This is a genomic window from Kitasatospora sp. NPDC059817 (assembly GCF_042731835.1).
GTDB lineage: Bacteria > Actinomycetota > Actinomycetes > Streptomycetales > Streptomycetaceae > Kitasatospora.
Genome location: NZ_JBHWIR010000047.1, coordinates 8,592 through 34,063, shown reverse-complemented (window position 1 = coordinate 34,063; position 25,472 = coordinate 8,592). Strand labels below are relative to the sequence as shown.

14 protein-coding genes are annotated in these 25,472 nt (G+C 74.8%); 1 reads left to right on the top strand and 13 read right to left on the bottom strand.

Annotated elements, in window-relative coordinates; genetic code table 11:
- Positions 1–55: 55 nt before the first annotated feature.
- The 13 genes from ACFV61_RS13000 to ACFV61_RS12940 form a co-directional block, all read right to left on the bottom strand.
- Positions 56–1,240 (bottom strand): cytochrome P450, encoded by a 1,185-nt coding sequence (locus tag ACFV61_RS13000; protein ID WP_380491615.1) that lies wholly within the window; start codon positions 1,238–1,240, stop codon positions 56–58.
- A 2-nt stretch (positions 1,241–1,242) separates the two neighbouring features.
- Positions 1,243–2,040 carry a thioesterase II family protein gene (locus ACFV61_RS12995; RefSeq protein WP_380491613.1) on the bottom strand — a complete coding sequence of 266 codons (798 nt, stop codon included), beginning with the start codon at positions 2,038–2,040 and terminating at the stop codon, positions 1,243–1,245.
- Complete coding sequence (locus tag ACFV61_RS12990; protein ID WP_380491611.1) at positions 2,037–3,809, bottom strand: non-ribosomal peptide synthetase; 1,773 nt, start codon at positions 3,807–3,809, stop codon at positions 2,037–2,039. Before ACFV61_RS12990 ends, ACFV61_RS12995 begins: the two co-directional genes overlap by 4 nt.
- 9 nt (positions 3,810–3,818) lie before the next feature.
- Positions 3,819–8,309: an amino acid adenylation domain-containing protein gene (locus tag ACFV61_RS12985; protein ID WP_380491609.1), complete on the bottom strand. Its 4,491-nt coding sequence runs from the start codon at positions 8,307–8,309 to the stop codon at positions 3,819–3,821.
- A gap of 32 nt (positions 8,310–8,341) precedes the next feature.
- Complete coding sequence (locus tag ACFV61_RS12980; protein WP_380491607.1) at positions 8,342–13,066, bottom strand: amino acid adenylation domain-containing protein; 4,725 nt, start codon at positions 13,064–13,066, stop codon at positions 8,342–8,344.
- Positions 13,067–13,295: 229 nt separating this feature from the next.
- Entirely contained in the window at positions 13,296–14,567 is a 1,272-nt protein-coding gene (locus ACFV61_RS12975; RefSeq protein ID WP_380343375.1) for a glutamate synthase-related protein, read from the bottom strand.
- Positions 14,564–15,556: an asparagine synthetase A gene (locus ACFV61_RS12970; protein ID WP_380491605.1), complete on the bottom strand. Its 993-nt coding sequence runs from the start codon at positions 15,554–15,556 to the stop codon at positions 14,564–14,566. Before ACFV61_RS12970 ends, ACFV61_RS12975 begins: the two co-directional genes overlap by 4 nt.
- 98 nt (positions 15,557–15,654) lie before the next feature.
- Positions 15,655–16,944, bottom strand: a complete 1,290-nt coding sequence (locus tag ACFV61_RS12965; protein ID WP_380491603.1) for a methylaspartate mutase — start codon at positions 16,942–16,944, stop codon at positions 15,655–15,657.
- On the bottom strand, positions 16,941–17,342 hold the full coding sequence (locus tag ACFV61_RS12960) for a cobalamin B12-binding domain-containing protein (RefSeq protein ID WP_380343369.1): 402 nt from the start codon (positions 17,340–17,342) through the stop codon (positions 16,941–16,943). Before ACFV61_RS12960 ends, ACFV61_RS12965 begins: the two co-directional genes overlap by 4 nt.
- A 242-nt stretch (positions 17,343–17,584) precedes the next feature.
- Positions 17,585–18,880 carry a helix-turn-helix domain-containing protein gene (locus ACFV61_RS12955; RefSeq protein ID WP_380491601.1) on the bottom strand — a complete coding sequence of 432 codons (1,296 nt, stop codon included), beginning with the start codon at positions 18,878–18,880 and terminating at the stop codon, positions 17,585–17,587.
- Positions 18,881–19,143: 263 nt separating this feature from the next.
- Entirely contained in the window at positions 19,144–19,596 is a 453-nt protein-coding gene (locus ACFV61_RS12950) for a MarR family winged helix-turn-helix transcriptional regulator (RefSeq protein WP_380376841.1), read from the bottom strand.
- On the bottom strand, positions 19,596–21,074 hold the full coding sequence (locus ACFV61_RS12945; RefSeq protein WP_380491599.1) for an MFS transporter: 1,479 nt from the start codon (positions 21,072–21,074) through the stop codon (positions 19,596–19,598). The genes ACFV61_RS12950 and ACFV61_RS12945 overlap by 1 nt, the downstream gene beginning before the upstream one ends.
- A gap of 131 nt (positions 21,075–21,205) precedes the next feature.
- The gene (locus ACFV61_RS12940; protein ID WP_380376847.1) at positions 21,206–21,871 is read right to left on the bottom strand and encodes a PAS domain-containing protein; all 666 of its coding nucleotides are present in this window, start codon (positions 21,869–21,871) and stop codon (positions 21,206–21,208) included.
- A 173-nt stretch (positions 21,872–22,044) separates the two neighbouring features.
- Here ACFV61_RS12940 and ACFV61_RS12935 point away from each other — a divergent pair, with 173 nt between their 5' ends.
- Positions 22,045–25,386, top strand: coding sequence for a cytochrome P450 (locus ACFV61_RS12935; protein WP_380491597.1), 3,342 nt, complete (start codon positions 22,045–22,047; stop codon positions 25,384–25,386).
- The last annotated feature ends 86 nt before the right edge of the window (positions 25,387–25,472 follow it).

Here is a 25,472-nt window from a genome sequence, read left to right as displayed (position 1 = left end):
GCGCCCGTCGGCGGTCCGTGGCGGGCAGGTTCAGCGCGGGGTGAGGCGGGCCGGTTCAGCGCGGGGTGAGGCGCACCGGGAAGTGGTCCAGGCCGAAGTTGATGATCGAGCGGTTGTGGACGACCGGCCCGGTCGGTTCGATCTCGGCGACGCGCTCCAGCATCGCCGTGAACAGGGCGCCGAGTTCGGCCTTGGCCAGCGGCGCGCCGATGCAGTAGTGGGCGCCGAGGCCGAGTGCGAGGTGCTTGTTGGGGGCGCGGTCGAGCAGGATCTCCTCGGGCCGGTCGAAGGCCTCCGGGTCGCGGTTGGCGGACCACACCCAGACCGCGACCCGGTCGCCGCGCCGGATGGTGCGGCCGTCGAGCTCGGTGTCGCGGCTCGCGGTGCGCAGGGTGTGCAGCCCGACGGACGTCCAGCGCAGGAGTTCGTCCAGCGCCGAGTCCATGCCGACCTCGCCCCGCTGCAACTGCCGCCACAGTTCCGGGTGTTGGACGAGGGTGTGGAGGCCCATGGCCGCGGTGTGGCGGACGGTCTGGACGCCGCCGACCACGATGTTGTCCAGGTTGAGGACGACGTCCTCGATCGGCAGCAGCTTGCCGCCGACCCGGTAGGTGGCCATCTTGCTGATCAGGTCGTCGCGCGGGTCGGTGCGGCGCAGCATCACCTGGTGCAGCAGGTAGGGGATGAGCTGCTGGTGGCCGGCCCGGCGCTCCTCGGGGGTGCGGCCGAGGAAGGCGACGTCGCAGACCCGTTCGACCATCTCGCGGTCCTTCTCGGGGACGTCCAGGAGGTCGCACATGACGGACAGCGGCAGGGCGGAGACGGCGTCGACGAGGTCGACCTCGCCCAGCTCGACGGCCTGGTCGACGATCGAGGCGGCGAGTTCGGTGATGCCGCGGGATGCTCCGCGCACCGGGCCGGGGGCGAAGAACGGGTTGGCGGGCGCGCGGAGTTCGCGGTGCCGGGGCGGGTCGGTGAGGGCCATCATCCGGCCGGATCCGACCGGGACGTTGCCTTCGCCGGCGCCGAGCAGCGAGCCCTGCTCGGAGCTGTAGAGCGTGGCGTTGCGCAGCACCTCCGCGGAGTGCCGGTAGGAGAGCACCGACCAGATCGGCCCGTCGTCGACGGTGTCGGTGCGGTGGACGGAGGCCTCCCGGCGCAGCTCCGCGACCAGGGCGGGGGTGTCGGGGCGGGCCCACAGGTCCGGGTCGGTGAGGTCGACCGGGGTGGTGGTCAGCATGGCTACTCCGTCGTGGACTGGTCGGCGGCGGCGCCGGCCCGGTGGCCCGGGCCCGGTCGCTCGATGAGGGAGGTCAGCAGGTCGACCGGGCCGGGCCCGTCGACGGTGGCGAGCAGGTGGCCGCCGGGGACGATGTGGTGGCCGCTGGCGCCGCGGGTGTGGACGGCCCAGCCCTGGAGTCCGGCGGAGGCGAGCATCGGGTCGTCGGCGCCGGCGACGGTGTGCAGGTCGGAGCCGATCGGCGGGTGCGGGCGGGGGCGGTAGGTGGCGACCACGGCCAGGTCGGTACGGATGCCCTGGAGCGCGTGCTCCTTCAACTCCTGGTCGCCCTCGATGAGTTCACCCATGCCGGCGAGGCGCAGCAGGTCGTCGGCGGTGTGCTGCGGGCGGTCCCGGCCGGCCCAGGTGGCGGGCGGCGAGGCGGAGGCGGCGACCACGAGTTCGGGCCGCCGCTCGGCGGGCAGCGCCCGGGCGACCTCGTAGCCGAGCAGGGCGCCGAAGCTCTGCCCGTAGAAGCCGAACCGGCCCGTCAGGTGCGGGGTGAGGGCGTCCACGACGGCGTCGACGAGCAGGTCGAAGCTCGCGGGCATCGGGTGGCCGAGGCGGCCGCCGCGGGCGGGCGGGCGCACGGCCCAGACCTCGGCGGTCGGGGCGAGGGCGCGGGCGAGCGGGGTGTAGGCGGTGGCGTCGCCCCCGGCGTGCGGGAAGCAGAACAGCCGGAACGGGCGGTGCGGTTGGGGCGCGGGGACGAGAAGCCAGTCCCCCTCGACGCGGGGGCGCACCCGCGCGGCGGTGGTCATGCGCCGCTGACCCGGGAGCGGGCGGTCAGGGCGGGCCGGGGGGCGGCGGTGCCGGCCTCGACGGCCTTCCCGACGGTGGCGGTGAAGGCGGCCAGGTCGGCCGAGTCCAGCAGGTGGCGCAGCTGGAGCTCGATGCCGAGCCGGCGGCGCAGCAGGTGGACGACGCGCAGCGCGGCGAGCGAGTGGCCGCCGAGCGAGAAGAAGTCGTCGGTGGGCGTGACGCCGGTCAGGCCGAGCACGGTGCGCCAGACCTCGGCGACCTGCTCCGCCAGCCCGTCGGCGCCCTCGGCGGGCGTCTCCTCGGCCGCGGGGGCGGGCTGCGCCGCGGGGGCGGGCAGGGCCGCGTGGTCGACCTTGCCGTTCGGGGTGAGCGGCATGGCGTCCAGCACGGTGATCGCCGAGGGCACCAGGTGTGCGGGCAGGGTGGCCCGCAGGCGCTCGGTCAGTTCGGCGGCGGTGGCGGCGCCGGTGACGTAGCCGATGAGCCGGCGGTCGCCGGGGGCGGGCTCGTGGACGGTGACGGCGGCGGCCTGGACGCCCTCCAGCCGGGCCAGCGCGTGCTCGACCTCGCCGAGCTCGATCCGGTAGCCGCGCAGCTTGACCTGGCGGTCCACCCGGCCGATGTACTCCAGTCGGCCGCCCTCGCCCCGGCGGGCCTGGTCGCCGGTGCGGTACATCCTCTCGCCGGGGGCGGTCGGGTCGGCGACGAAGCGTCCGGCGGTCAGCCCGGGGCGGCCCGGGTAGCCGTGGGCGAGCCCGGGCCCGGCGAGGTACAGCTCGCCGACGAGGCCGTCGGCGACCGGGGCGAGCTTCTCGTCCAGCAGGTGGAGGCGCACGCCGGGCAGCGGCTCGCCCAGGTGCGGCCCGGGGCCGCTGATCGGCGCGGTGACGGCGTCGACGGTGCACTCGGTGGGCCCGTACAGGTTGAGCGCGTCGATGCCGCCGTCGGCGAGCTCCCGCCAGGTGTGCTCGGGGACGGGCTCGCCGCCCATGAACAGCCGCGGCACCCGGGCGCCGGTGAGCGGCTCGCGCAGCAGCTCCCAGTGCGAGGGGGTCAGGTCGAGGTCGGTGACGGCGTGCTCGGCCAGCAGGGCGGCCACCCGGGCCGGGTCGGCGCGGTCTTCGTCGCCGATGACCAGGACGGTGTCGCCGCGGCAGATCCGGGCCCACTGCTGGACGGAGGCGTCGAAGGAGACGCTGGCGTTCCAGCCGACCACCCCGGGCTCGGCGCGGTAGGCGCCGGTGGCCTCCAGTGCCTCCACCAGGGCGGCGACGGCGCCGCGCGGCACCTCGACGCCCTTGGGGAGCCCGGTGGAGCCGGAGGTGTAGATGACGTAGGCGGGGTCGAGCGGGTCGGCCGCCTCCGGCAGGTCCGAGCCGTCGGCGACAGCGTCCGGCCCGGCGGCGTCCGGGCGCAGGACCGGCACGCCCTGGGCCGCCGGGAGGCCGTCCGCACTGATCAGGGCCGCGAGCCGCGCGTCGGCGGCCATGAAGGCCAGCCGCTCGGCGGGGTAGGCCGGGTCGAGCGGGACGTAGGCGGCGCCGGCCCGCCAGACGGCGAGCAGGGCGACCGGCAGGTCGGCGGTGCGGGCGAGGTGGACGCCGACCCGGTCGCCGCGGCCGACGCCGTGGGCGCGCAGGGCGCGGGCCAGCGCGGCGGTGCGCAGGTCGAGTTCGGCGAAGTCCAGGCGGGCCGTTCCGGCGAGGACGGCGGTGCGCTCGGGGTGGGCGGCGACGGCATCGCGCAGGCGGTGCAGGAGGTCGGTCATGACGGTTCCTCAGGACTCTCGGACGGAGGCGGCCATGGCGTGCAGGGCTGCCGTGTAGGTGTCGATGAACTGCTCGGCGGTGGTGTCGGTGACCAGGGAGCGCTGGTGGTCCACGGCGAGCAGCACGCGCTGCGAGACCGGGTCCTGGATCAGCGAGGCGCCGAACGCGAAGCTGTTGGGTTCGTGGCGCAGGGTCGGCTCGCAGCCGATCCGGCCGTCCACGATGCGGGCGGAGCTGAGCTGGCCCAGGGCGTGGAAGCGCAGGTAGCCGAACTGGCTGTCCAGCGCGGTGTCGGTCATCAGCCGGGCGAGCCGGGCGAAGGGCACCCGGCGGTGCGGCATCATGTCCAGTTCCTCCCGGTGCACCTCGCGCACCAGGGCGAGCAGGTCGTCGGTGGGCTCGCAGCTCAGCGGGACGGTGTTGAGGAACAGCCCGTACACCTCGGTGCCGCCGAGCCGTTCCAGCCGGCCGTTCACGGCGAGGCCGGTGGTGACGCGCCGTCGCCCGGTGATGGCGGCGAGGGCGTGCAGGTGGGCCGCGAGGGCGACCGACTTGAGGGGCACCGCGAGTGCGTCGGCGACCTGCCGCAGCTGCTCGGGCGCCTCGGGCAGCACCCGCTCGACGGTGCGCGGCGCCTCGTGCACGTCCTCGCTGCCGGGGAACAGCTGGCCGCTGACGCCGGACAGCCGGTCGCGCCAGTAGGCGAGCGACCGTTCGTCCCCGGCGGCCTGCCGTTCGACGGCCACGAAGTCGCGGAAGGCGGTGCGCGGCGGCGGGGTGGGGGCGCCGAGCGGGTCGGCGGCCAGGGCGGTGTGGCGTTCCAGGATCTCGGTGAACAGCGAGGTGAAGCTCCAGCCGTCGAGGATGGCGTGGTGCTCGGAGATGGTGAGCTGGAAGGCGTCCTCGGCGAGGCGCTGCACGGTGATCCGGAACAGCGGCGGGGTGGCGAGGTCGAAAGGCGTCCACCGGTGGGTGTCGAACACCTCGCGGACCGCCGTGTCCTGGTCGGGCTCGCCGCGCAGGTCGGTGAACTCGACGGGCGCGGGCAGCCGCCCGTACACGAGCTGGAGCGGTTCGCCGTAGCCGGACAGGTCGAGGCCGGTGCGCAGCACCGCGTGGCGCTCCATGGCCTCGGCGACCGAGCGGCGGAAGGCCTGTTCGTCGAGGTCGCCCGAGATCCGGTAGGAGTTGACGTTGTGGTAGCTGTCGGTGCCGCCGGCGATCTCCATGTGGAAGACCATGGAGAGCTGCATGGAGACCATCGGGTAGGCGTCGGCGAGGCCGGGCGGCAGGTCCTCGCGGTCCTCCGGGGTGATCAGGGCGAAGGGCTCGTGGTCGGCCGGGCCTTCGGCGACGGGCTCGGCCAGCGGCAGCAGGGCGGCGACCGTGGGCGCGTTGAAGACGTCCCGCAGGCTCACCCCCCAGCCGCGCTCGTGCAGCGCGCCGGCGAGCTGGACGGCCCGGATGGAGTCGCCGCCGAGGTGGAAGAAGTCGTCGTGGACGCCGATGCCGTCCACTCCGAGGACCTCCGTCCAGACGGCGGCGAAGGCCTCCTCCTCCGGGGTGCGCGGCTCGACGTGGCGGCCTCCGGTGGCCGTGCTGCGCTGGCCGGGGGCGGGCAGCGCGGCGCGGTCCACCTTGCCGTTGACGGTGAGCGGCAGCGATTCCAGGACGGTGAAGCTCGCCGGGACCATGTACGGGGGCAGCGAGCGGCCGAGGAAGGCGCGCACGTCGGCGGGCTCGCGCCCGGTGACGTACGCGGCGAGCCGGTCGTCGTGCACGGTGACGACGCAGGCGTCGACGTCCGGGTGGGCGGCGAGCGCGTTCTCGATCTCCCCGAGCTCGATCCGGAAGCCGCGCAGTTTGACCTGGAAGTCGGCGCGTCCGATGTACTCCAGTCCGCCGTCGGGCAGGCGGCGGGCGACGTCGCCGGTGCGGTAGAGCCGCGCGCCGGGCGGGCCGTAGGGGTCGGCGACGAAGCGGCCCGCGGTGAGGCCGGGGCGGCCCCAGTAGCCGTGGGCGAGGCTGCCGCCGCCGATGTACAGCTCGCCGGCCGCGCCGGGCGGCACCGGGCGCAGCCAGTCGTCCAGGACCTGGGCGGTGAGGTGCGGCATGGGCGCGCCGATCAGGCTGCGCTCGAAGCCGGCGCTGCCGGCCAGGTCGTGGGTGGTGACGTGGACGGTGGTCTCGGTGATGCCGTACAGGTTGCAGAGCCGGGCCGGGGGCGGCGGGTCGAGTTCGAACCAGCGCTGGACGACGCCCGGGTCCAGCGCCTCCCCGCCGAGCATGATCCACTTCAGCGCGGACAGGTCGCGCGGGCCGCGCCGCAGCACGGGCTCCAGCTGGCGCAGCGCCGAGGGGGTGAGGCAGAGGAAGGAGACCCGCTCCTGCTCCAGCAGTTCGGCGAACTCCTCCGGCGAGCGGCTGGTGACGTAGGGGACGACGACCAGGCGGGCACCGTGCAGCAGGGCGCCCCACATCTCCCAGACCGTCCAGTCGAAGGCGTAGCTGTGGAAGAGCGTCCAGGTCTCCTCCGGGCCGAAGCCGAAGTGCTCCGCGCCGTCCGCCATGAGCCGGCTGACGTGCTCGTGGGCGACGGCGACGCCCTTGGGGCGGCCGGTGGAGCCGGAGGTGAAGATGATGTAGGCGACGTCGCCGGGGCGCCCGGCGGCCGGCGGGCGGTGGTCCGGCCGGGCGGCCAGGTCGGCGGCCTCGGCGGTCAGGTCGTAGGCCTGCCAGGGGCCTTCGGGGGCCCGGTCCGGGCGGTCGGTGACGACGAGGGTGACGTCGGCGTCGGCGAAGACGAGCGCGGCGCGGTCGGCGGGGGCGGCGAGGTCGACGGGCACGTACGCGGCGCCGGTCTTGAGCACGCCGAGGACGGTGACCAGGACGTCGGCCGTGCGGTCCAGCAGCATGCCGACGCGGTCGCCGGGGCCGGCCCCGCGGGCGCGCAGGGCGTGGGCCAGGCGGTTGGCCCGGCGGTCGAGTTCGGCGTAGCTCAGGGTGTGGCCGGAGTCGCTGACGGCGGGCCGGTCGGGGTGGGCGTCGACGGCCTGCTCGAACAGCCGGTGCAGGCAGTGGCCGGGGGTGTCGGTGGCCCGGACGGCCTCGGCCGCGGCGGTGCGGCCGGTCAGCCGCAGCACGGTGGCGTCGGGGTCGTCCAGGGCCGCGGTGAGCAGGGCGCCGAAGTCGGCGGCCAGCCGGCGCACCGTCCCGGCGTCGAACAGCTCGCTGCGGTACTCGGCCTCGCCGCGCAGTTCGCCGCCGGAGCCGCCGGGGTCGCCGGTCCGGCTGCCGGCCCCGCTGCCCGTCCCGCTGCTGTCGAAGACGGACCAGGTGAGGTCGAACTTGCTGGTGCCGTTGGAGCGCACCCGGCTCTCGGCGGTGGCCGCGCCGAGCACGAGCGGGGTGCGGTCCTCGCCGTGGGCGCCGAACACCACCTGGACCAGCGGCGGGTGCTGCGCGGTGCGGGCGGTGCCGAGCTGGTCGACCAGCTGGTCGAAGGGCACGTCGAGGTAGCCGTAGGCCTCGAAGGCGACGTCCTGGACGTGCTCCAGCAGGGCGCGGAAGCTCAGCCCGGGCGCGAGCCGCAGGCGCAGCGGCAGCAGGTTGACGAAGTAGCCGAGCAGGTGCTCCAGTTCGGGCCGGTTGCGGGTGGTGACGGGGGTGCCGATCACCAGGTCGTCGGCGCCGGTCCAGCGGTTCAGCAGCAGGGCGAAGGCGGCCAGTTGGACGGTGAAGGGGGTGACGCCCTCCGCCTCGGCCAGGGCGCGCACCTTCGCCGCCGTGCCGGGGGCGAGCCCGAACTCCTCGGTCCGTCCGGCCGCGCCGCGCTCGGCGGGCCGGGGCCGGTCGGTGGGCAGCTCCAGCAGGGCGGGCGCGCCGTGCAGCTGCTCCTTCCAGTAGGTCAGGTGCTCCTCGAAGGAGGTGTCGAGCTCCTCCACCGCGTAGTCGGCGTACTGCACGGTCAGTTCCGGCAGTTCGGCGGGCCGGCCCTGCACCGCGGCGCCGTACAGGTCGGCGAGTTCACGCTCGAAGACCTCGGCGGACCAGCCGTCCCAGACGATGTGGTGGACGGTGAACAGCAGCGTGGTGCGCTCGTCCGCCAGTTGGAAGGCCTCGGCGCGCAGCAGCGGGCCGGCCGCCAGGTCGAAGGGTTCGGCGCAGCGGGCGGTGAGCAGTTCCTCCAGGCGTCCGGCCTGCTCGGGGCCGCCCTGCGGGCGCAGGTCGGTCACCGCGAGCGGCACGGCGAGGGTGTGGTGGACCTGCTGGCGCGGGCCGTCGGGGTGCAGCGCGAAGGTGGTGCGCAGCACCTCGTGCCGGGCCACCAGGGCGTCCAGCGCGCGCTGGAGCAGCGGGAGGTCGAGCGGGCCGGTGACGTCGACCGTCCAGGGCGTGCAGTAGGTGACCTGCCGCGGATCGAGGCGGTCGAGGAACCAGAGGCCGCGTTGCAGCCCCGAGGCGGGCGCGGTGCGCGCCGGGTGGTCGGACGGGCTCACGGCCTCGTTCCCTTCGTGTGCGGTGCGGCCCGTCATCGGGCGGCCAGCCGTTCGGCGATGGCGCTCACGGTCCTGGCCCGGAACACCAGTTGCGGGGGGACGCGGGTGCCGGTCTCCCGGGACAGCCGCATCGCGACCCGGACGGCGGCCAGCGAGTTGCCGCCGATCCGGAAGAAGTTGTCCTCCCGGCCGACCTCGGTGAGGTCGAGGACCTCGCACATGGCCTCGGCGACCAGCCGTTCGGCTTCGGTCAGCGGGTCGCGGGCGGCGGCCCGGCGCCCGGCGGGGGCGGGCAGCGCCTTCCGGTCGACCTTGCCGTTGTGGTTGAGCGGCAGGGCGTCCAGGACGTCCAGGGTGGCTGGCACCATGTGCTCGGGCAGCAGGCCGGCCAGGTGGTCGAGGAGCACCTCCGGGTCCGGCGCGTCGGCCCCGACGGTGACGTAGGCGGCCAGGCGGTGGTCGCCCGGGGCGGGTTCGTGGACGGTGACGGCGGCCTCCTGGACGGCGGGGTGCCGGGTGAGCGCGTCCTCGATCTCGCCGGGCTCGACCCGGAAGCCGCGGATCTTGACCTGGTCGTCGATCCGGCCGGTGACCTCCAGCAGGCCCCCGGCGCTGACGTAGCCGAGGTCCCCGGTGCGGTAGATGCGCTCGCCGGGGGCGCCGAACGGGGAGGCGACGAAGCGCTCGGCGGTGAGGCCGGGCCGGCCGAGGTAGCCGTAGGCGAGACCGCCGCCGGAGGCGTACAGCTCGCCGGTCACGCCGGGCTCGACGGGGCGCAGCAGCTCGTCCAGGACGAGGATGCCCTTGCCGTTCAGCGCGACGCCGATCGGGACGGAGCTGCCGGTGACGTCCTCCGGGCCGACCTGGTGGCAGGTGGTCAGGCCGAGGCTCTCGACCGGGCCGTAGCCGTTGGCGACCACCAGGCCGGGGTAGGCCTCCAGGGCCTTGGCCACATGGGTGACGGAGGCCCGCTCGCCGGCGGTGATGGCCAGCTTGAGGCCGTCGTAGGTCTCCGGGAGCTCCTCCAGCAGGAAGTTGAACAGGCTGGCGGAGAGCTGGAGTTCGGTGACGCCGTGGCGGCGGGTCAGCTCGGCGATGGCCTGCGGGTCGGGGCGCTGGCCGGGCTGCAGGACGCACGCTCCGCCGAAGCAGAGCGCGCCGTAGAGCTCCAGCGCGAAGGCGTCCCAGGAGACCGGCGAGCACTGCAGCCAGACCTCGTCCGGGCCGAAGCGGGCGTAGTCCTGGCCGAGGTAGGTGGTGGTGAGCGCGCGGTGCGGGACGGCCGCGCCCTTGGGGCGGCCGGTGGAGCCGGAGGTGAACATCACGCAGGCGAGGTCGCCGCCGTCGACCGGCAGGCCGAGGTCGTGCGCCGCGCACCGGGCCAGTTCGGCGGCCGCGGCGTCCAGGTCCACCTGGCGCCGGACGGCGAACGGCACGGTGGCGTGGCCGTGGGTGATCACCGTGGCGGCGCCGGTGTCGGCGACCGCGCCGGCCAGCCGCTCGGCCGGGAAGTCCGGGTCGAGCAGGGTGTAGGCGGCGCCGGTTTTGAGGGCGGCCAGCAGCGCGGTGACCATCTCCGGCCCGCGCTCGGCGAGTACGGCGACGGTGTCGCCGCGGCCGATGCCGAGGCCCACCAGGTGGCGGGCCAGCCGGTTCGCGGCGGCGTTCAACTCACCGTACGGGACGGTCCGTTCACCGGAGATCAGGGCGGTGGCCTGCGGGGCCCGGGCGGCCTGCGCCTCGAACAGGGCGTGCCCCGGCACCTCCAGGGCGGCGGCCAGGGTGCCCAGCCACTGCTCGCACAGGCCCGCCATGGTGGCGGCCTCGAAGAGGTCGCTGTCGTACTCGAAGCGGCCGGTGAAGCCGGTGCCGCGGTCGTCCACCGAGACGGACAGGTCGAAGCGGGAGACGGGGTTGGAGTGCAGTTCGCGGGTGACCTCGCAGCCGCCGACGGTCAGCGGGCGGGTGTCCAGCGGGTGCAGCTCCAGCAGCACCTGGCACAGCGGGTTGCGGTCCTCGGGGCGCTCCTCCACCACCGCGTTCGCGATGTCGTCGAAGGGCACCTCCTGGTGCCGGTAGCCGGCGATCGACACCTCGCGCACGTGCCGGACCAGCTCGCGGAAGGAGACGCCCTCCTCGACCTTCAGGCGCAGCGGCAGCAGGTTGACGAAGTAGCCGATCAGGCCGTCGAGTTCGGCCCGGCCACGGACGTTCACCGGCGAGCCTAGCACCAGGTCGCGCTGCCCGGAGCGGCGGTGCAGCGTGAGCGCCAGCCCGGCGAGCAGCACCATGAACGGGGTGGCGTCCTCGCTGCGGGCGAGCGCCCGGACGGCCCCGGCCACCGGATCCGCCATCGCGAAGCGGTGGAACGCGCCACGGAAGGCCTGCTCCTCGGGGCGGGGGTGGTCCGGCGCCAGCGCGTCGGCGTCCGGCGCGTCGGCCAACTGCTCGCGCCAGTAGTCGAGTTGCCGCTCGGCGGTGTCGTCCTGGTACTGCCAGGCCGCGTAGTCGCCGTACTGGACGGCGAGTTCCGGCAGCTCGGCCGGGCGCCCCTCGGCCGCCGCGGCGTACAGCTCCTGGAGTTCGGCCTCCAGCACCGGCAGCGAGCCCTCGTCCCAGACGATGTGGTGGAAGAGCAGCAGCAGCGTGGTCGCCCCGGCGGCCCGGAAGACCCGCGCCCGCACCAGCGGCCCGGCCTCCAGGTCGAAGGGCTCCAGCGCGGCCTCGGCCACCAGGTCGTCCACCTGGCCGGCGGTGGTCTCGGTGAGCGTGAACGGCAGCTCCACGGCCGGGTGGACGACCTGGCGCGGGCCGTCCTCGGCGAGCTCGAAGGTCGTCCGCAGGCTCTCGTGCCGCGCCACCACCCCGGCCAGCGCCTGGCGCAGCAGCTCGGGGTCGACCGGCCCGGCGAACCGGAACACCCAGGGCACCACGTAGGTCGGCGCGTCCGGGTTCCACTGGTCGAGGAACCAGAGGCCGCGCTGGAACTTGGACAGCGGGGCCTCGGCGGCGCCCGAGCGGACCAGCGCCGGGCGCTCACCGCCGGAGGCGGCGGTCACCGCGGCGGCGAACTCCGCCAGCGTCGGCGCGTCGAAGATGGTGTACGGGGACACCATGCCGAAGACGTCGAAGACCCGACCCACCACCCGCACGGCCGTCAGCGAATCGCCGCCCAGGTGGAAGAAGTTGTCGTCCGCCCCGACCTCGGGCACCCCGAGCACGTCCGCCCAGACCGCCGCGATCAGCTGCTCGGCGGGCGTGCGCGGCGGGCGTCCGGTCGGCTGGCCCTCGGGCGCGGACTGCGGCTCGGGCAGGGCCTGGCGGTCCACCTTGCCGCCGCCGGTCAGCGGGAAGGCGTCCAGCGCGGTGAGCGTCGCCGGGATCATGTGCTCGGGCAGCCGCTCGGCCAGCCAGGCCCGCGCCTCCGCGTACTGCGGCGCGGCGCCGGTCAGGTAGCCGGCCAGCCGGCCCTCGCGCGCCACCACCACGCAGCCGGTGACGCCCGGGTACCCGGCCAGCACCTGCTCGATCTCGCCCGGCTCGACCCGGAAGCCGCGGACCTTCACCTGGTGGTCGCTGCGACCGACGAACTCCAGCGGGCCGTCCTCGGTCGTGCGGCGCACCACGTCGCCGGTGCGGTACATCCGCGCGCCGGGAGCGCCGATCGGCGCTGCGGGCGCCTCCCCGCCCGGGTCCGCGGGCGGGTCTGCGAGCGGGGCCACGAACGGGTCCGCGACGAAGCGGTCGGCGGTCAGGCCCGGGCGGCCCAGGTAGCCGGAGGCCAGCAGCGGCCCGCCGACGTACAGTTCGCCGGCCGTGCCGGGCGGCACCGGACGCAGCCGCTCGTCGAGCACGTAGAGCCGCCGCCCGCCGAGCGCGGTCCCGATCGGCACACCCGCCTCGGGCTGCTCGCCCGCGAGCCGGTGGGTGGTGGCGGTGACCACGGTCTCGGTCGGTCCGTACGCGTTCAGCAGCGGCACCCCGGTCGCGGCCCACCAGGCGGCGGCGGTGGCGGGCTCCAGCTTGTCGCTGCCCGAGATCATCAGCCGCAGGGTGCGCGGCACCCGGCCGCCCAGGGCCGCCACCACGTCCTGGAAGTAGCCGGCGGCCAGGTTGGCGACGGTGACGCCCTCGGCGTCCAGCAGGTCCAGCAGTTCGGCCGGGGAGAGGAGTTGGTGCTCCGGGAGGACCAGGCAGGCCCCGGCGGACAGCGCGCCGAGCACCTGCTCCACGGCCACGTCCACCGTCGGACGGGCGAACTGCAGCACCACGTCCTGCTCGGTCAGGCCGAAGGTCCGGACGGCGGCGGCCAGGTGGCCGGTCAGCGCGGCGAGCGGGACGTGCACGCCCTTCGGGCGGCCGGTGGTGCCGGAGGTGTAGATGACGTAGCCGGCAGCGGCACCGGCTGCGGCACTGCGCCCGGTGAGCTCGGTGAGCTCCTCGCCGCCGAGGGCGAGGGAGGCCCCGGCGTCCTCGGTGATCCAGCGGTTGCGCTCCTCCGGGGCCTCCCGGTCCAGCGGCAGGTAGGTGGCGCCGGCCCGCAGGACCGCCAGCAGCGCGACCACGTGGTCCAGCCGGTCGCGGCCGGTGACGGCGACCGTCCCCCCGGGGGCGAGCCGGGCGGCGAGCGCGGCGGTCAGGCCGTCCAGCTCCCGGTAGCTGACGGTCCGGCCGCCGGTGCGGACGGCCGGCCGCTCCGGAAAGCGGCGGACGACGGAGGCGAACGGCTCGAAAGCGGGCGGCTCGAAAGCGGACACCGTTATTTCAGGCACCGTGATTTCGGGCGCCGCGCTTTCGGGCGCAGCATTCTCAGTAGGAAAACCGCGAGAGGACATCATCCAGCCCCAGAAGTGAGATGAATCGGCGACGAGTTCGACGATAGGGGGAATTCGACGGCCCTATCGGCAGGAAAGGAGGAAGGAAATCGGCAGTTTTCCGCTGCCGCTTTCCGGACATGCCGCAGGAATCGACCCGGGCAGGCCGGGGCTACCGGCCGGCGGTGATTCCGCATTCCTCGGGGGACCAGACGTCCTCCCGGTCCAGGGCCTGCGGAGCGTACTTTCCGAGCGCGCTGATCAGCAGTCGGAGTTCCAGCGCCAGACAGTCCACGAAACGGCGGAGCCCGGATTCCCGGTCCTCCGCCACGGCGATCAGCGCCGCCCGCCCGAGGCCCACCGCACGGGCCCCCGAGGCCAGGCTCTTGACCGCTCTGGCGCCTTCCCAGATCCGCCCGGAGACCAGCAGCGAGGGCGGCGGCGCGACCGCCAGCCGGCGCAGGCACTCCGCGAGCGGCAGTCCGACGTGCGGCAGGAACACCCCGGGCGCCCAGCCGGTTCCGCCTTCGGCGCCGTCCACCACGACGGCGTCCGCCCCGGCCTCGTGCGCCACCCGGGCGGCCTCGGCCACGTCCCGGCCGGGGTAGAGCTTCACCCAGATCCGCACCCGCGGGTAGTTGTTGCGCATCAGCCGGATCTGCTGGCGCAGGATCTCCGCGGTGAAGGTGCCCGGGGTGGCGGCGCGCAGCACCCGCCCGTCGCCGAACAACGGGTCCAGCCCGAAGCGGTCGCCCAGCGCGGCGGCGGCCTCGGCCTCCAGCACCGTCATGCCGCCCAGGCCCGGTTTGGCGCCCTGGCCGACCTTCAACTCGAAGGCCAGCCGCCCGGATTCCAGCAGCGGCAGGGCGGCCGGGTCGCTGTGGACGAGGTTCCACACCTCGGCGTCGGCGTCCTCGGTGCTCTGCTGGACGGCCACGCCGCCGAGGCCGTCCGGAAGTTCTTCGGTGTAGGCGCGCAGCCGGCCGAGCAGCGTGCGGTCGGCCGCCTCGCCGAGCCGGCCGTAGCCGTTGACCGGCACCACGTTCTCGCCGATCACCATCGGGATGCCGAGTGCCCCGGCCTGCCGGCTCAGTGCCAGCCCGAGGTCACCGCCGGCGGCCCGGGTGGAGCCGGTCGCGGAGACGTACACCGGCAGCGCTGAGGCGAACCCGCCGATGACGGTGGCGAGTTCGACGTCCCGGTAGTCGGGCTCGCGGCCGAGGTCGATCAGCTTGGCCAGCCGCTGCGGCAGGAACAGCGGCGGGACGATCCGCAGCGCGTCCAGGGCGTCCGGCGGCGCCGCCCGGTCCGCCGCGCCCGACTGGCCGGCGCCGAACAGCACGTGTCCGTACTCCTCGGCGGGCGGGAAGGCGGCGGCCGCCCCGGCGCGGGCCCGGTGCCGGACCTCCTCCTCCGGGAATCCCGGCGCGCTGAGGTCGCTCACGGGGACACCACCCCGGCGATCTTCGGGAAGGCGCTGGCCTGCCAGACGGCGTCCAGCCCGGCGACGTACCGGGTCAGCCGCTCGACCCCGATGCCGAAGCCCGCGCTGGCCGGCACGCCCTCGCGCACCAGGTCCAGGTACCAGCGGTACTTCTGCGGGTTCTCGCCGGTCTCCCGCATCCGGGTGACGATCTCCGCGTAGTCGTTGGTGCGCTGGCTGCCGCTGCACAGTTCGCCGTAGCCCTCGGGCGCCAGCAGGTCGAAGTTGCGCAGCAGGCCCGGGTCGTCGGGGTGCTCGCGGTCGTAGAAGCCGCGCGAGCCCTTCGGGTAGTCGGTGACGAAGAACGGCCGGTCCCGCCGGGCCGACAGCAACGCCTCGCCCTCCCAGTCGAGTTCGGCCTCGGGGCTCTGCGGGTGCCCGATGCCCTGGAGTTCGGCGACCGCCTCCGCGTGCCGGATGCGGCCGAAGGAGCCCTGCAGCAGTTCGGCGAAGGCCTGCGGGTCCCGGCCGAGTTCGGCGAACTCCTTGGGCAGCGCGCGGACGGTGCTGTCGACCATGTGCACCACCAGGTCCTCGGCCAGCTGGACGACGTCGTCCCGGCTCGCCCCGGCGACCTCCACGTCCAACTGGTGGAACTCGGCGAGGTGCCGGCTCGTCCCGGCGGTCTCCAGCGGTTCCAGGCGGACGTTCGGGGCGATGCAGAAGATCTTGTCGAAGGCGAGCAACGAGGCCTGCTTGTACAGGATCGCGCTGGTCATCAGCTTGTAGCGGTGGCCGTAGAAGTCGATGTCCACCTGCTTGGAGCCGCGCGCACCGGGATCGGTGACCGGGCCGATGATCGGCGGCAGCAGTTCGGTGAAGCCCCGGCCGCGCAGGAACTCGCGGGCCGCGGTGAGCAGGTGCTGCTGGATCCGGAGCGCGCTGCGGGTGGCCGGCGCGGTCAGGTGCCGGCCCGGGTCGGTCGGCGGCAGGGGCGTGGTGTCGGGCATGGTCGGGGTCCTCTTCTCTCGTTCTCTCGTGGAGCGTGGAGCGTGGTTTCTCAGCGGGCGTCTCACCGGGCGTTTCAGCGGGCGTCTCACCGGACGTCTCACCGCGCGGCGGGCAGCCCCCGGAGTGCGGGTGCGGGCGAGCGCCCGGCCCGGTCGTCGTAGCGCTGCTGGACCTGGGAGAGCGCGGCCAGCAGCCCGGCCGAGCCGAGGATCGGCGCGCGGCCGCCCTCGCCGAGCCCGGCGATCGGCATCGAGCCGACGGCGGACCACAGCAGCCGTCCGTCCGGGCCGAGCGAGCTGCGCGTCCGCCCGGCGTTGTCGGGGTGCAGGCAGTACGGCACGTCCAGGTAGCCGGCCGCGAACGCCCGCACCAGGGCCCGCCCGAGGTCGGCGTCCAGGTCGAGCACCGCACCGATCAGCGCCCTGGCCTCGGCCTCGATCCCGGTGTCCGGCGGGGCGGCGGGCCGGGGGCGGGCGCGTTCCGCCGTGGCGGCCGCGGCGGCGGTCTCCAGCGCCCGGACGTTCTCGGCGACGGTCGGGATGCGGTGCGCCTCGGCCGTGGTCTTGACGATCAGCCGGGCGGCGCCGCCGCGCACCGCGAGCCGCGCGGCGTCCTCCAGCAGCAGCCGGGCGCCGCCGGGCGAGCGCGGGTACACGCCCATGTACGCGTACACCACGAGGTGGTGGCCGACGTCCGCGAGCAGTTCGCCCGCGATCCGGCCGAGCGCGGCCAGCGCCTCCTCGTCCTGGCGGGCGTTAGCCTGCTGGGCGTAGCTGAGCGAGATGCTGCGCAGCCCGTGCTGGCGGAAGAACAGCGCCTCCAGGACGCTGATGGCGATCAGCAGCGAGGGCGGGCAGAGCTGGCCCATCATGCAGCCGCCGAAGGTCTCCAGGTGCGGATCCGCACCGAACTCCCGCATGGACGACAGCAGTTCGCAGCTGCGCTGCCAGCGGGCCACCGCCTCGTGCAGCGGGGTGCGGCCGTACGGCAGGCAGTAGGAGACCGGTCCGCCCTCGGTGGCGTCCAGGCCGGCCGCCAGCAGCGCCCCGATGATGTGCTCCGGCGCGGCCGAGCCGTGCCGGACCTGTACCGGGAAGCCCGCGTCCGCCACCCCGGCCAGGACCGCCCGGGTGACGTCGACCGGGTGGGTGGCGATCGGGTAGCCGTTGAGGCCGGCCCCGGCGGCCAGGGCCCGCCGCGCGGCGTCGAGGTCGCCGGTGCGGGTGTAGCTGTCCAGGGTGATGGTGCCGACGGTGACGGCGGCCGCCGCCCGGGTGGCGAGCAGGCCCTCCCGCATCCGGGCCGCCTGCGCCATCCCCATCCGGGGCTGGACCACCAGTGCGCCGGCCTCCGCGGCCTGCGCCACGAACGCGCCGAAGCTCGTCACAGCAGGACCCGGGAGTGCAGCCCGTCGACGAACTCGCGGAACCCGGCCACCGCGGAGTCCTCCTCGAAGACCCGGTCGAAGCCGGCCGCGAGCAGCGTGCGCTCGCGGTCGGGGTCGTCGGTTCCGGCGATGCCGAGCTTGCCGCCGATGACCGTCGGGGTGCGCCGCAGTTCCGGGCAGGCGCGCAGGGCCGGGATCACCCGCAGTCCTTCCTGGTAGCCGTGCCCGTTGACGCTGCTGACCACGATCAGGTCCGGTTCGATCCGGCGGCATTCGGAGAGCAGCAGGGCGTCGGGGACGCACGCGCCCAGGTTCGTCACCCGGTGGCCCATTTCCTCCAGCAGCAGTTGCAGGAACACCAGGTTCCAGGTGTGCGAATCCGAGGCCGTCGTCGTCACGACGACGTCCAGTCTGCTCTCTCTTGCATTTCCGTGCTCCACAATCCAGCCCTCGTCGGTAGCGATCCTCGATGGAATTCCGCCGACGCCCCAGCCGGCGGCCCGGGAATTCCGGCGCGTATTCCGCGGCGGTCCAGCCCTGCGGAGAACGCTAGGAACGATCGGGCCCGGCGACCGGCAGCTCGTGCGGCAAGATGCGGGCAAGATGCGGCAGTATCGACACCCGGCCGGCCGCCGTGTGGTCAGCCCGCGACGGCGAGCAGTTGGACGTCCCCGGCCGGCGCGAACCGGTGCCCGGGCTCCTCCTGGAGGAGGCGGCGGCACACGTTGAGCACCGTGAAGCGCACCCCGTCGCGGGCGGGCACGCTGCGGATCAGTCCGCGCGACAGCAGTTCGTGCACCGTCGCCAGGCAGGTCTGCGGCGCCCAGCCGCTGCGGACCACCGCGTCCTCCCCCGACCAGTCGCCGGGCTCGTCCACGAGCACGTCCAGCAGGGCCCGCTGGCGCTCCGTCAACCGCTGGATCGCCGGCTCCACCTCGTCCCGGACGTCACCGCGCGTGCCGTACACCACCGGCGGTGCCGCCAGCGTGAACGGGCCGGCCGACAGCCGGGCCAGCAGCTGGGCGGTGGACTGCACCAGCGTCCACCCCGCCGCGCGCTCCAACGCCCCCGGCAGGCCGTCCAGGTGGCGGCAGAGCGCGGCCACGGCGGGGGCCTCGGAGCGCTCCAGGGTGTAGCCGGGGCGCAGCCGGCGCAGGTGCGAGAGCAGCAGCCGGACGGCGCCGATCTGCGCCAACGCCTCCGGTTCGGCGTCGAGTTCGGGGGCCGGCACGGGCAGCGGCGCGAGCGGGACGACCTGCCCGCCGGGCAGCGGCCAGGCCTCCCGGGCGGTGATCAGCACCCGCAGCCCGGGGCAGTGGTGGAACAGCCCGTCCAGCCGGCCGGCGTCCACCCCGCCGTCGGCGCCGTCCAGCACCAGCAGGGCGGGCCGGTCGCCGATGTCCCGGACGATGTCGTCCATCCGGCCGTGCCAGGGGGCCGGGTCGCCGGCGCAGTCCACCCAGCGCACCGACCAGCAGGCGGCCAGGTGCAGGCGGCGGGCCACCTCCAGGGCGAGCCGGGTCTTGCCGACCCCGCCGAGCCCCACCAGCGAGACCAGCCGGTCCCCGTGCACGGCGAAGGCGTCGGACAGCACCTCGGCCTCCATCTCCCGGCCGACGATGGCCCCGCGCGCCACCGGCGGGGCGACCGGCGCCACGGCCGCCGGCTCATCGGCGAGCGGGTGCCGACGGGCGGCCTCCTCGAAGTCCGGCCGGCTGCGGCCCTCCAGCCGCAGCGCGTCCGCCAGCAGCCGGACGGTCTCGTTCCGCGGCCTTCTGACTCGGCCGCTCTCCATGTCCCGGATCGCCCGCACGCTCAGGGTGGCGTGATCGGCCAGGCACTGTTGGGTCAGGCCGATCCGCTCGCGCCGTACCCTCAACTGCTCGCCGAAGCCCGCCGCCGGCCTCACCGCTTGCACCCACTGCCCGCCGTCCATGCCTCGTCTGCCCTTCGTGGTCCGGACTCCTGATGGGGGTCGGGACCGGTGGCGGCATCAGCGCTGGGCACCCGCGCGGTCCGTGGTCCGACCGCGTGGGTCCCGGTGGTCAGGCTGTGGCCTCCGAACCGGTCCCCTCCGGTTCCAGATGCTGCAGGCTTGCCGTCTACGCCCGATCAACGGCCGATCACCGGCCCCACCCACGACCTTCACGCTGGCCTCACAGCCCGTCGGCGGCCATGACGGCACCCGCCCCGGGGGGTTCAGTCCAGGAGCTTCGCCAGGACGCGGTCGAGCGCCTGGATGTCCTCCGGGGGCAGGGCGAGCAGGTCGTCGGGCGGGGTGGTGAGGATCCTGGCGGCGAGGGCGGCCTTCGCCTGGCCCTCCTCGGTCAGATGGACCAGCTTGGACCGGCGATCGGCGGGATTGGTGACGCGTTCGGCGAGGCCGCGCCGCACCAGGTCGTCGACGATGACGGTGGTGTAGGGCGGGTCGCTGCCCAGCCGCTCGGCCAGGTCCCGCAGGGTGATCGGGTCGGCGCCGAGGCGGCGCAGCGCCCTGACCCGGCTGAAGCTCATGCCGAGGGCTTCGGCGACGGTCTTGCGGCGGTCGTAGCGCTCCAGGACGAGCGCGTTCAGCCCCTGCCAGACCCTGGTCGCCGTGCTGGTGGCGGCCTCGTCCCCCTCGTGGTGCTCGCCGGTGTGCGGGCGGTCCATCAGGTGTTCACCGTCTCCTTCGTCTCCCTCGTCCCCGGCGCCTCCGGTGTCTCAGGCGTCTCCTCGGCGGCGAGCCGCTCCGCCGTGCGCAGGGCCGTCTCCCGGGCCCAGCGGCCGGAAGTGAGCGTACCCGTGACCAGCACGACAGCGCCGCAGCCTGCGATGATCCACCACGCCGTCCGCCCGGCGTCGGTGAAGGCCGCCGTGTGCGCGTACGCGCCGCCCGCCATCAGGGCGCCGACGACGGCCACGCCGAGGGACTGGCCGATCTGCCGGCTGGTGGAGGCCACCGCGGCCGCGACACCGGCCTGCGAACGGGGCATGCCCGAAACGGCGGTGTTGGTGATGGGCGCGTTGACCAGGCCGAAGCCGGTGCCGAAGAGCAGGTACGCGACGACCAGCACGGCCGTCGGAAGGTGCTCGGAGTAGGTGAGCGCCTGGAGCACGGCGCTCGCGCACAGGGCCGCCCCGGCGAGGAGCAGGGGGATGCGCGGCCCCCGGGAGGCGACCATGCGGCCGGACAACGGTGCGGTCAGCAGCGCCGTCACCGCCATCGGCAGCATGAACAGCCCGGCGTGCAGCGGGGTGAGCCCGCGCACGTTCTGCAGGTAGAGGGAGCTGACGAACAGGAACCCGCCCAGGGAGGCGAAGGCGGCGACCGCGATCACGGTGGCGCCCGCGAACGGCGCGGACCGGAAGAACCGCAGCTCGATCAGCGGGTCGGTGCGCCTGGGCTCGTACCACAGCAGGCCCAGCAGCGCGCCCAGCGCCGCCGCCGCGCAGCCGACGACGAGCGGCGAGGTCCAGCCGCGCTCCGGCGACTCGATGATCGCGTACGTGAGCGCGGTGAGCAGGACGATGACGAGCACCTGGCCGACCGGATCGACCCGGCGGGGCCGCGGCGCCCGTGATTCCGGCACGTACCTGCGGGTCAGGAACAGCGCGGCCAGGCCGATCGGCACGTTGATCCAGAAGACGGCCCGCCAGCCGGCCGACTCGACCAGGGCGCCGCCGACGATCGGTCCGGCGGCCATGCTGATGCCCACGACGCCGCTCCACACGCCGATGGCGCGGGCACGCTGCCGGGAGTCGGTGAAGGTGTTGCTGATGATCGACATGGCGACGGGGTTCAGCATCGATCCGCCCACCGCCTGGAGCATCCGTGCGACGACGAGCCAGCCGAGCCCGGGGGCCAGGCTGCACAGCAGCGACGCCGCGGTGAAGACCACCAGTCCGATCTGGAAGACCCGGCGGCGGCCCACCCGGTCGGCGGTGGAGCCGGAGAGCATCAACAGGCTGGCCAGCACCAGCGTGTAGGCGTCGACCGTCCATTGCAGCCCGGACACCGAGGTGTGCAGGTCGCGCTGGATGGCGGGCAGGGCGACGTTCAGGATCGTGTTGTCGAGGCTGACGATCAGCAGGCTCATGCAGCAGATGGCGAGCACGAGCCAGGGCCGTCGTGGGGCGGCGTCCGGCATGGTGGGGGCTCCACAAGTATTTGTATTGTTGAAATCATTGTGAGCATATAACTAAATCACCGAACGGCCCAGCCCCGTGCAACCCAGCCCGCGCAGCCCAGCCTGCTGGCCTCCCCCGCGAGCCGCCCCCGTCATGGTCGGGGGGCCGGCTCCGGCGGCCAGGCGCCGGGGGCCAGGACGCCGGTGGCGTAGGCGCGGGCGACCAGTGCGGTGCGGTTGGGCAGCCGCCAGCGGCGGGTGAGCCGGGCGAGGTGGTAGTTGACGCCGTCCGGGGTGAGGCCGATCTCCCGGCCGATCTGGGCCGTGGTGGCGCCGCGGGCGGCGGCGGCGAGGATCCGGGCCTCGATCGGGCTCACCTCGGGGCGGGGGGCGGCCGGCGGGCCGGCGGGCCCGGTGCGGACCGGCAGCGAGAGCAGCAGGTTCGGGGCGTCCTCCGGAGTGTCGCCGACCAGGGCGACGGTCATCTCGCCGCTCCGCTCGGTGCCGTCGGCGGCCGACCAGGAGACCGGCGCCGGGTACTGCGAGCGGCGGTGCAGGCGGACGGCCTCGGCGAGCGCCGGTATGGTGGCGCTGTCCCGGAGGGTGAAGAACTCCAGGATCTTCCGGTTGCGCAACTGCCCGGGCAGCAGGCCGAATTCGGCGGCCATCGCCCGGTTGACGATCATGATCCGGCCGCTGAACTCGCACACCGCCAGCGCCACCGGCACGTGGTCGAGCAACCGCAGCGTCCGGTTGCGCCAGATGACGGCGAGGTCCTGCCAGCTCTCCGCCGTCGACTCGCAGTCGGTCAGTCTCATCCCGGCCCCTCCCGTGTACAACTTGCGCGTGCAGCAGACCTGACGGTCCGTTGACAAGTCTTCCGCGCCCGCCGCTACTGCACAAACATGTAGTCCTCGGGCCCGGGTTCCCGCCCTGATCGGGCGAGAGTGGAGGACGACGAGGTTTCTCCTGCCACGGAAGGCGACAACCCATGACCGAGACGATGACCCCGGCGGCAGCCGAGGCTGCGAATCCGGCCGGGGCCGGGCTCCCGCCCGGGACCCTGGTGCCCCGGCAGAGCCCCGCCGGGGTGCCGCTGGTCGACATCTCGTCGGCGCCGCCGATCGCCGCCCCCTTGCTGCGCACCATGGAGCTGGCCCGGCGGCACGCCCCGGCCTTCGTCCAGCGCCTGCACGGGCGGGACACCCTGATCGTCAGTGGCCTGGACCTGGTCGAGGAGCTGGCCGACGAGGAGCGGTTCACCAAGTCGATCGGACCGGCCCTGGAGAACGTCCGCGAGTTCACCGGGGACGGCCTGTTCACGGCGTACAACGCGGAGCCGAACTGGGCCAGGGCGCACGACATCCTGATGCCCGCCTTCGCGCTCGGCTCGATGCGCACCTACCACCCCGTGATGCTGCGGGTGGCCCGCCGCCTGATCGAGTCCTGGGACGGCCGGTCGGCCGCCGGGCTGGTCGTGGACGTGCCCGGCGACATGACCCGGATGACCCTGGACACCATCGGGCTGGCCGGTTTCGGCTTCGACTTCGGCTCCTTCGACCGGGAGGAGCCGCACCCCTTCGTCGAGGCGATGGTCCGCTCCCTGAACTGGGCGATGAACAAGCTCCTGCGCGACCCGGAACTCGACCACAGCGAGCCCGACCAGGCCGCCCGGGGCGACGCCCGGTACCTGGCCTCGGTGGTGGACGAGGTGATCGCCGCCCGCGCCGGCAGCCCCGAACAGGGCCCGGCCGAGGACCTGCTGGGCCTGATGCTCGACGCCGTGCACCCCGCCGACGGCAGCAGACTGGACGCCGAGAACATCCGCAACCAGGTGATCACCTTCCTGATCGCCGGCCACGAGACCACCTCAGGCGCGCTCTCCTTCGCCCTGTACTACCTCGTCAAGCACCCCGCCGTACTCCGCGAGGTCCAGCGCGAGGTGGACGCGCTCTGGGGCGACCAGGCCGATCCGGAGCCCTCGTACGAGGACATCGGCCGGCTCCGGTACACCCGGCAGGTGCTCAACGAGGCGCTGCGGCTGTGGCCGACGGCCCCCGCGTTCAGCCGCGAGGCCCGCGCGGACACCCTGCTCGGCGGCCGGATCCCGGTCCGCGCCGGGGAGCCGGTCCTGGTGGCCACGATGATGCTGCACCGCGACCCCGTCTGGGGCGACAACCCGGAGCTGTTCGACCCCTCCCGCTTCGACCCCGAGCCGGAGGCGGCCCGCTCACCGCACGCCTTCAAGCCCTTCGGCACCGGCGAACGCGCCTGCATCGGGCGGCAGTTCGCGCTGCACGAGGCCACCATGCTGCTCGGCATGCTGGTCCACCGCTACCGGCTGATCGACCACGCCGACTACCGGCTGACCATCAAGCAGACGCTCACCATCAAGCCCGACGACTTCACCCTCACCCTCGCCCCGCGCACGCCCACGCCCCCGGCGGTGGCGGACGCGCCCGTCCGCGCCGCCGACCTGCCCGGGCGGGTCCGCCAGGGCACCGGTCTGCTGCTCCTGCACGGCTCCAACTACGGCGCCTGCCGCGAGTTCACCCGGCAGCTGGCCGACGCGGCGGCCGCGCTCGGCTGCGACACCGCCGTCGCCCCGCTGGACGCCTACGCGGACGGGCTGCCCACCGACCGGCCGGTGGTGATCACCGCCGCCTCGTACAACGGCCAGCCGACGGACGACGCGGCGGAGTTCGTCCGCCGGCTCCGGACGGCGACCGAGCAGGCCGAACAGGCCGAACAGGCCGAGGGCGGCGAGGGCGCCGCGAGCACCGCCGGGTTCGCGAAGGACGTCCGGTACGCGGTGCTCGGCATCGGCGACCGGACGTACGCCGCCACGTACCAGCGCGTGCCGACGCTGATCGACGAGGGCCTCGCCGCCCTCGGCGGCACCCGGCTGCTCGCCCGGGGCGCGGCCGACGCCTCCGGCGATCTGGCCGGGAAGGTGGCGGAGTTCACCACGGCGCTGAGCCGGGCCCTGCTGGAGCGGTACGGCGACGCCGCTGCACCCGTCGTCGCCCCCGGCACCGGCACCGCGCCCGCCGAGGCCGCCGAGGCCGCCGCCCTGGAGACGTACACCGTGACCGAGCTGGCCGGCGGCCCGCTGGACGCCCTGGCCGCGAAGCGCCGCGTGATCGGGCTGACCGTCACGGCGGTCGGCAGCCTCACCGACCCCGCCTACCCCCGGGTCAAGCGCCTGGTCCGGCTGGCCCTGCCGGAGGGCGTCGACTACCGCACCGCGGACCACGTCTCGGTGCTGCCGGCCAACGACCCGGCCCTGGTCGAGCGCGCCGCCAAGGTGTTCGGCGCCGACCCGGACACCCTGCTCGGCATCGTGGCGAACCGGCGCACCATCCTCGCCGTGGACCGGCCGCTGACGGTCCGCGAACTGCTCACCCACCACGTCGAGTTGCAGGACCGCCCGAGCGCCGCCCAGCGCGCGACGCTGGCCGGCCTCAACCCCTGCCCGCCCGAGCGGGCCGCGCTGCGGGCGCTGCCCGAGGACGACCCGCGGACGCTGCTGGAGCTGGTCGAGGACCACCCGGCCCTGCGGGAGGTCCTGACCTGGCCGGTGCTGCTGGAACTGCTGCCGCCGATCCGGCCCCGGATGTACTCCATCTCCACCTCGCCGACCAGCGCCCCGCGCCACGTGGACCTGATGGTCTCCGTGCTCGACGCCCCGGCCCGCTCAGGCCGGGGCTCCTTCCGGGGCGTCGGATCCGGCTACCTCGACCGGGTGGCCGTCGGGGACACCGTGCTGGCGCGCCTCCAGCCGTGCCGCGAGACGTTCCGGATCGGCCACCGCGCCCCGGTGATCATGATCGCGGCCGGCACCGGCCTGGCGCCGTTCCGCGGCGCGGTCGCCGACCGCCGCGCCCTGCTCGCCACCGCCACCGCCACCGCCGACAAGGCCGCCGCCACCGCCGAGGCCACGGACAGGGGCGCCGAACTCGCCCCGGCCCTGCTCTACTTCGGCTGCGACGCGCCCGATGCCGACTACCTGCACCGCGACGAACTGCTCGCCGCCGAGCAGGCCGGCGCCGTCTCGATGCGCCCGGTCTTCAGCGAACAGCCCGTCGACGGCCGGCGCTTCGTCCAGGACCGCATCGCCGCCGAGGGCTCAGAGGTCTGGAGCCTGCTCGCCGCCGGCGCCGAGGTCTACGTGTGCGGCGACGGCGCCCGGATGGCCCCGGGCGTCCGCGCCGCCTTCCGCGAGCTCTACCGGAGCCGGACCCCCGGCGCCGACGAAGGCCGGGCCCAGGCCTGGCTCCAGGGCCTGATCGACGAGCGCCGCTACGTCGAGGACGTCTACGCGGGCCGCTGAGCCCGCCCGACCGGAGGGGGGGGGGGGGGGGGGGGCGGGGCGGGGGGGGGGGCGCCGGCGGCCGCGCGGGGTCCGTCCACCCTCTG

Coding starts and splice junctions, on each gene's coding strand:
- ACFV61_RS12970 (WP_380491605.1), bottom strand. CDS start 15,556: ATGCCCGACACCACGCCCCTGCCGCCGACCGACCCGGGCCGGCACCTG.
- ACFV61_RS12950 (WP_380376841.1), bottom strand. CDS start 19,596: ATGGACCGCCCGCACACCGGCGAGCACCACGAGGGGGACGAGGCCGCC.
- ACFV61_RS12945 (WP_380491599.1), bottom strand. CDS start 21,074: ATGCCGGACGCCGCCCCACGACGGCCCTGGCTCGTGCTCGCCATCTGC.
- ACFV61_RS12955 (WP_380491601.1), bottom strand. CDS start 18,880: ATGGACGGCGGGCAGTGGGTGCAAGCGGTGAGGCCGGCGGCGGGCTTC.
- ACFV61_RS12990 (WP_380491611.1), bottom strand. CDS start 3,809: ATGACCGACCTCCTGCACCGCCTGCGCGATGCCGTCGCCGCCCACCCC.
- ACFV61_RS12940 (WP_380376847.1), bottom strand. CDS start 21,871: ATGAGACTGACCGACTGCGAGTCGACGGCGGAGAGCTGGCAGGACCTC.
- ACFV61_RS13000 (WP_380491615.1), bottom strand. CDS start 1,240: ATGCTGACCACCACCCCGGTCGACCTCACCGACCCGGACCTGTGGGCC.
- ACFV61_RS12995 (WP_380491613.1), bottom strand. CDS start 2,040: ATGACCACCGCCGCGCGGGTGCGCCCCCGCGTCGAGGGGGACTGGCTT.
- ACFV61_RS12935 (WP_380491597.1), top strand. CDS start 22,045: ATGACCGAGACGATGACCCCGGCGGCAGCCGAGGCTGCGAATCCGGCC.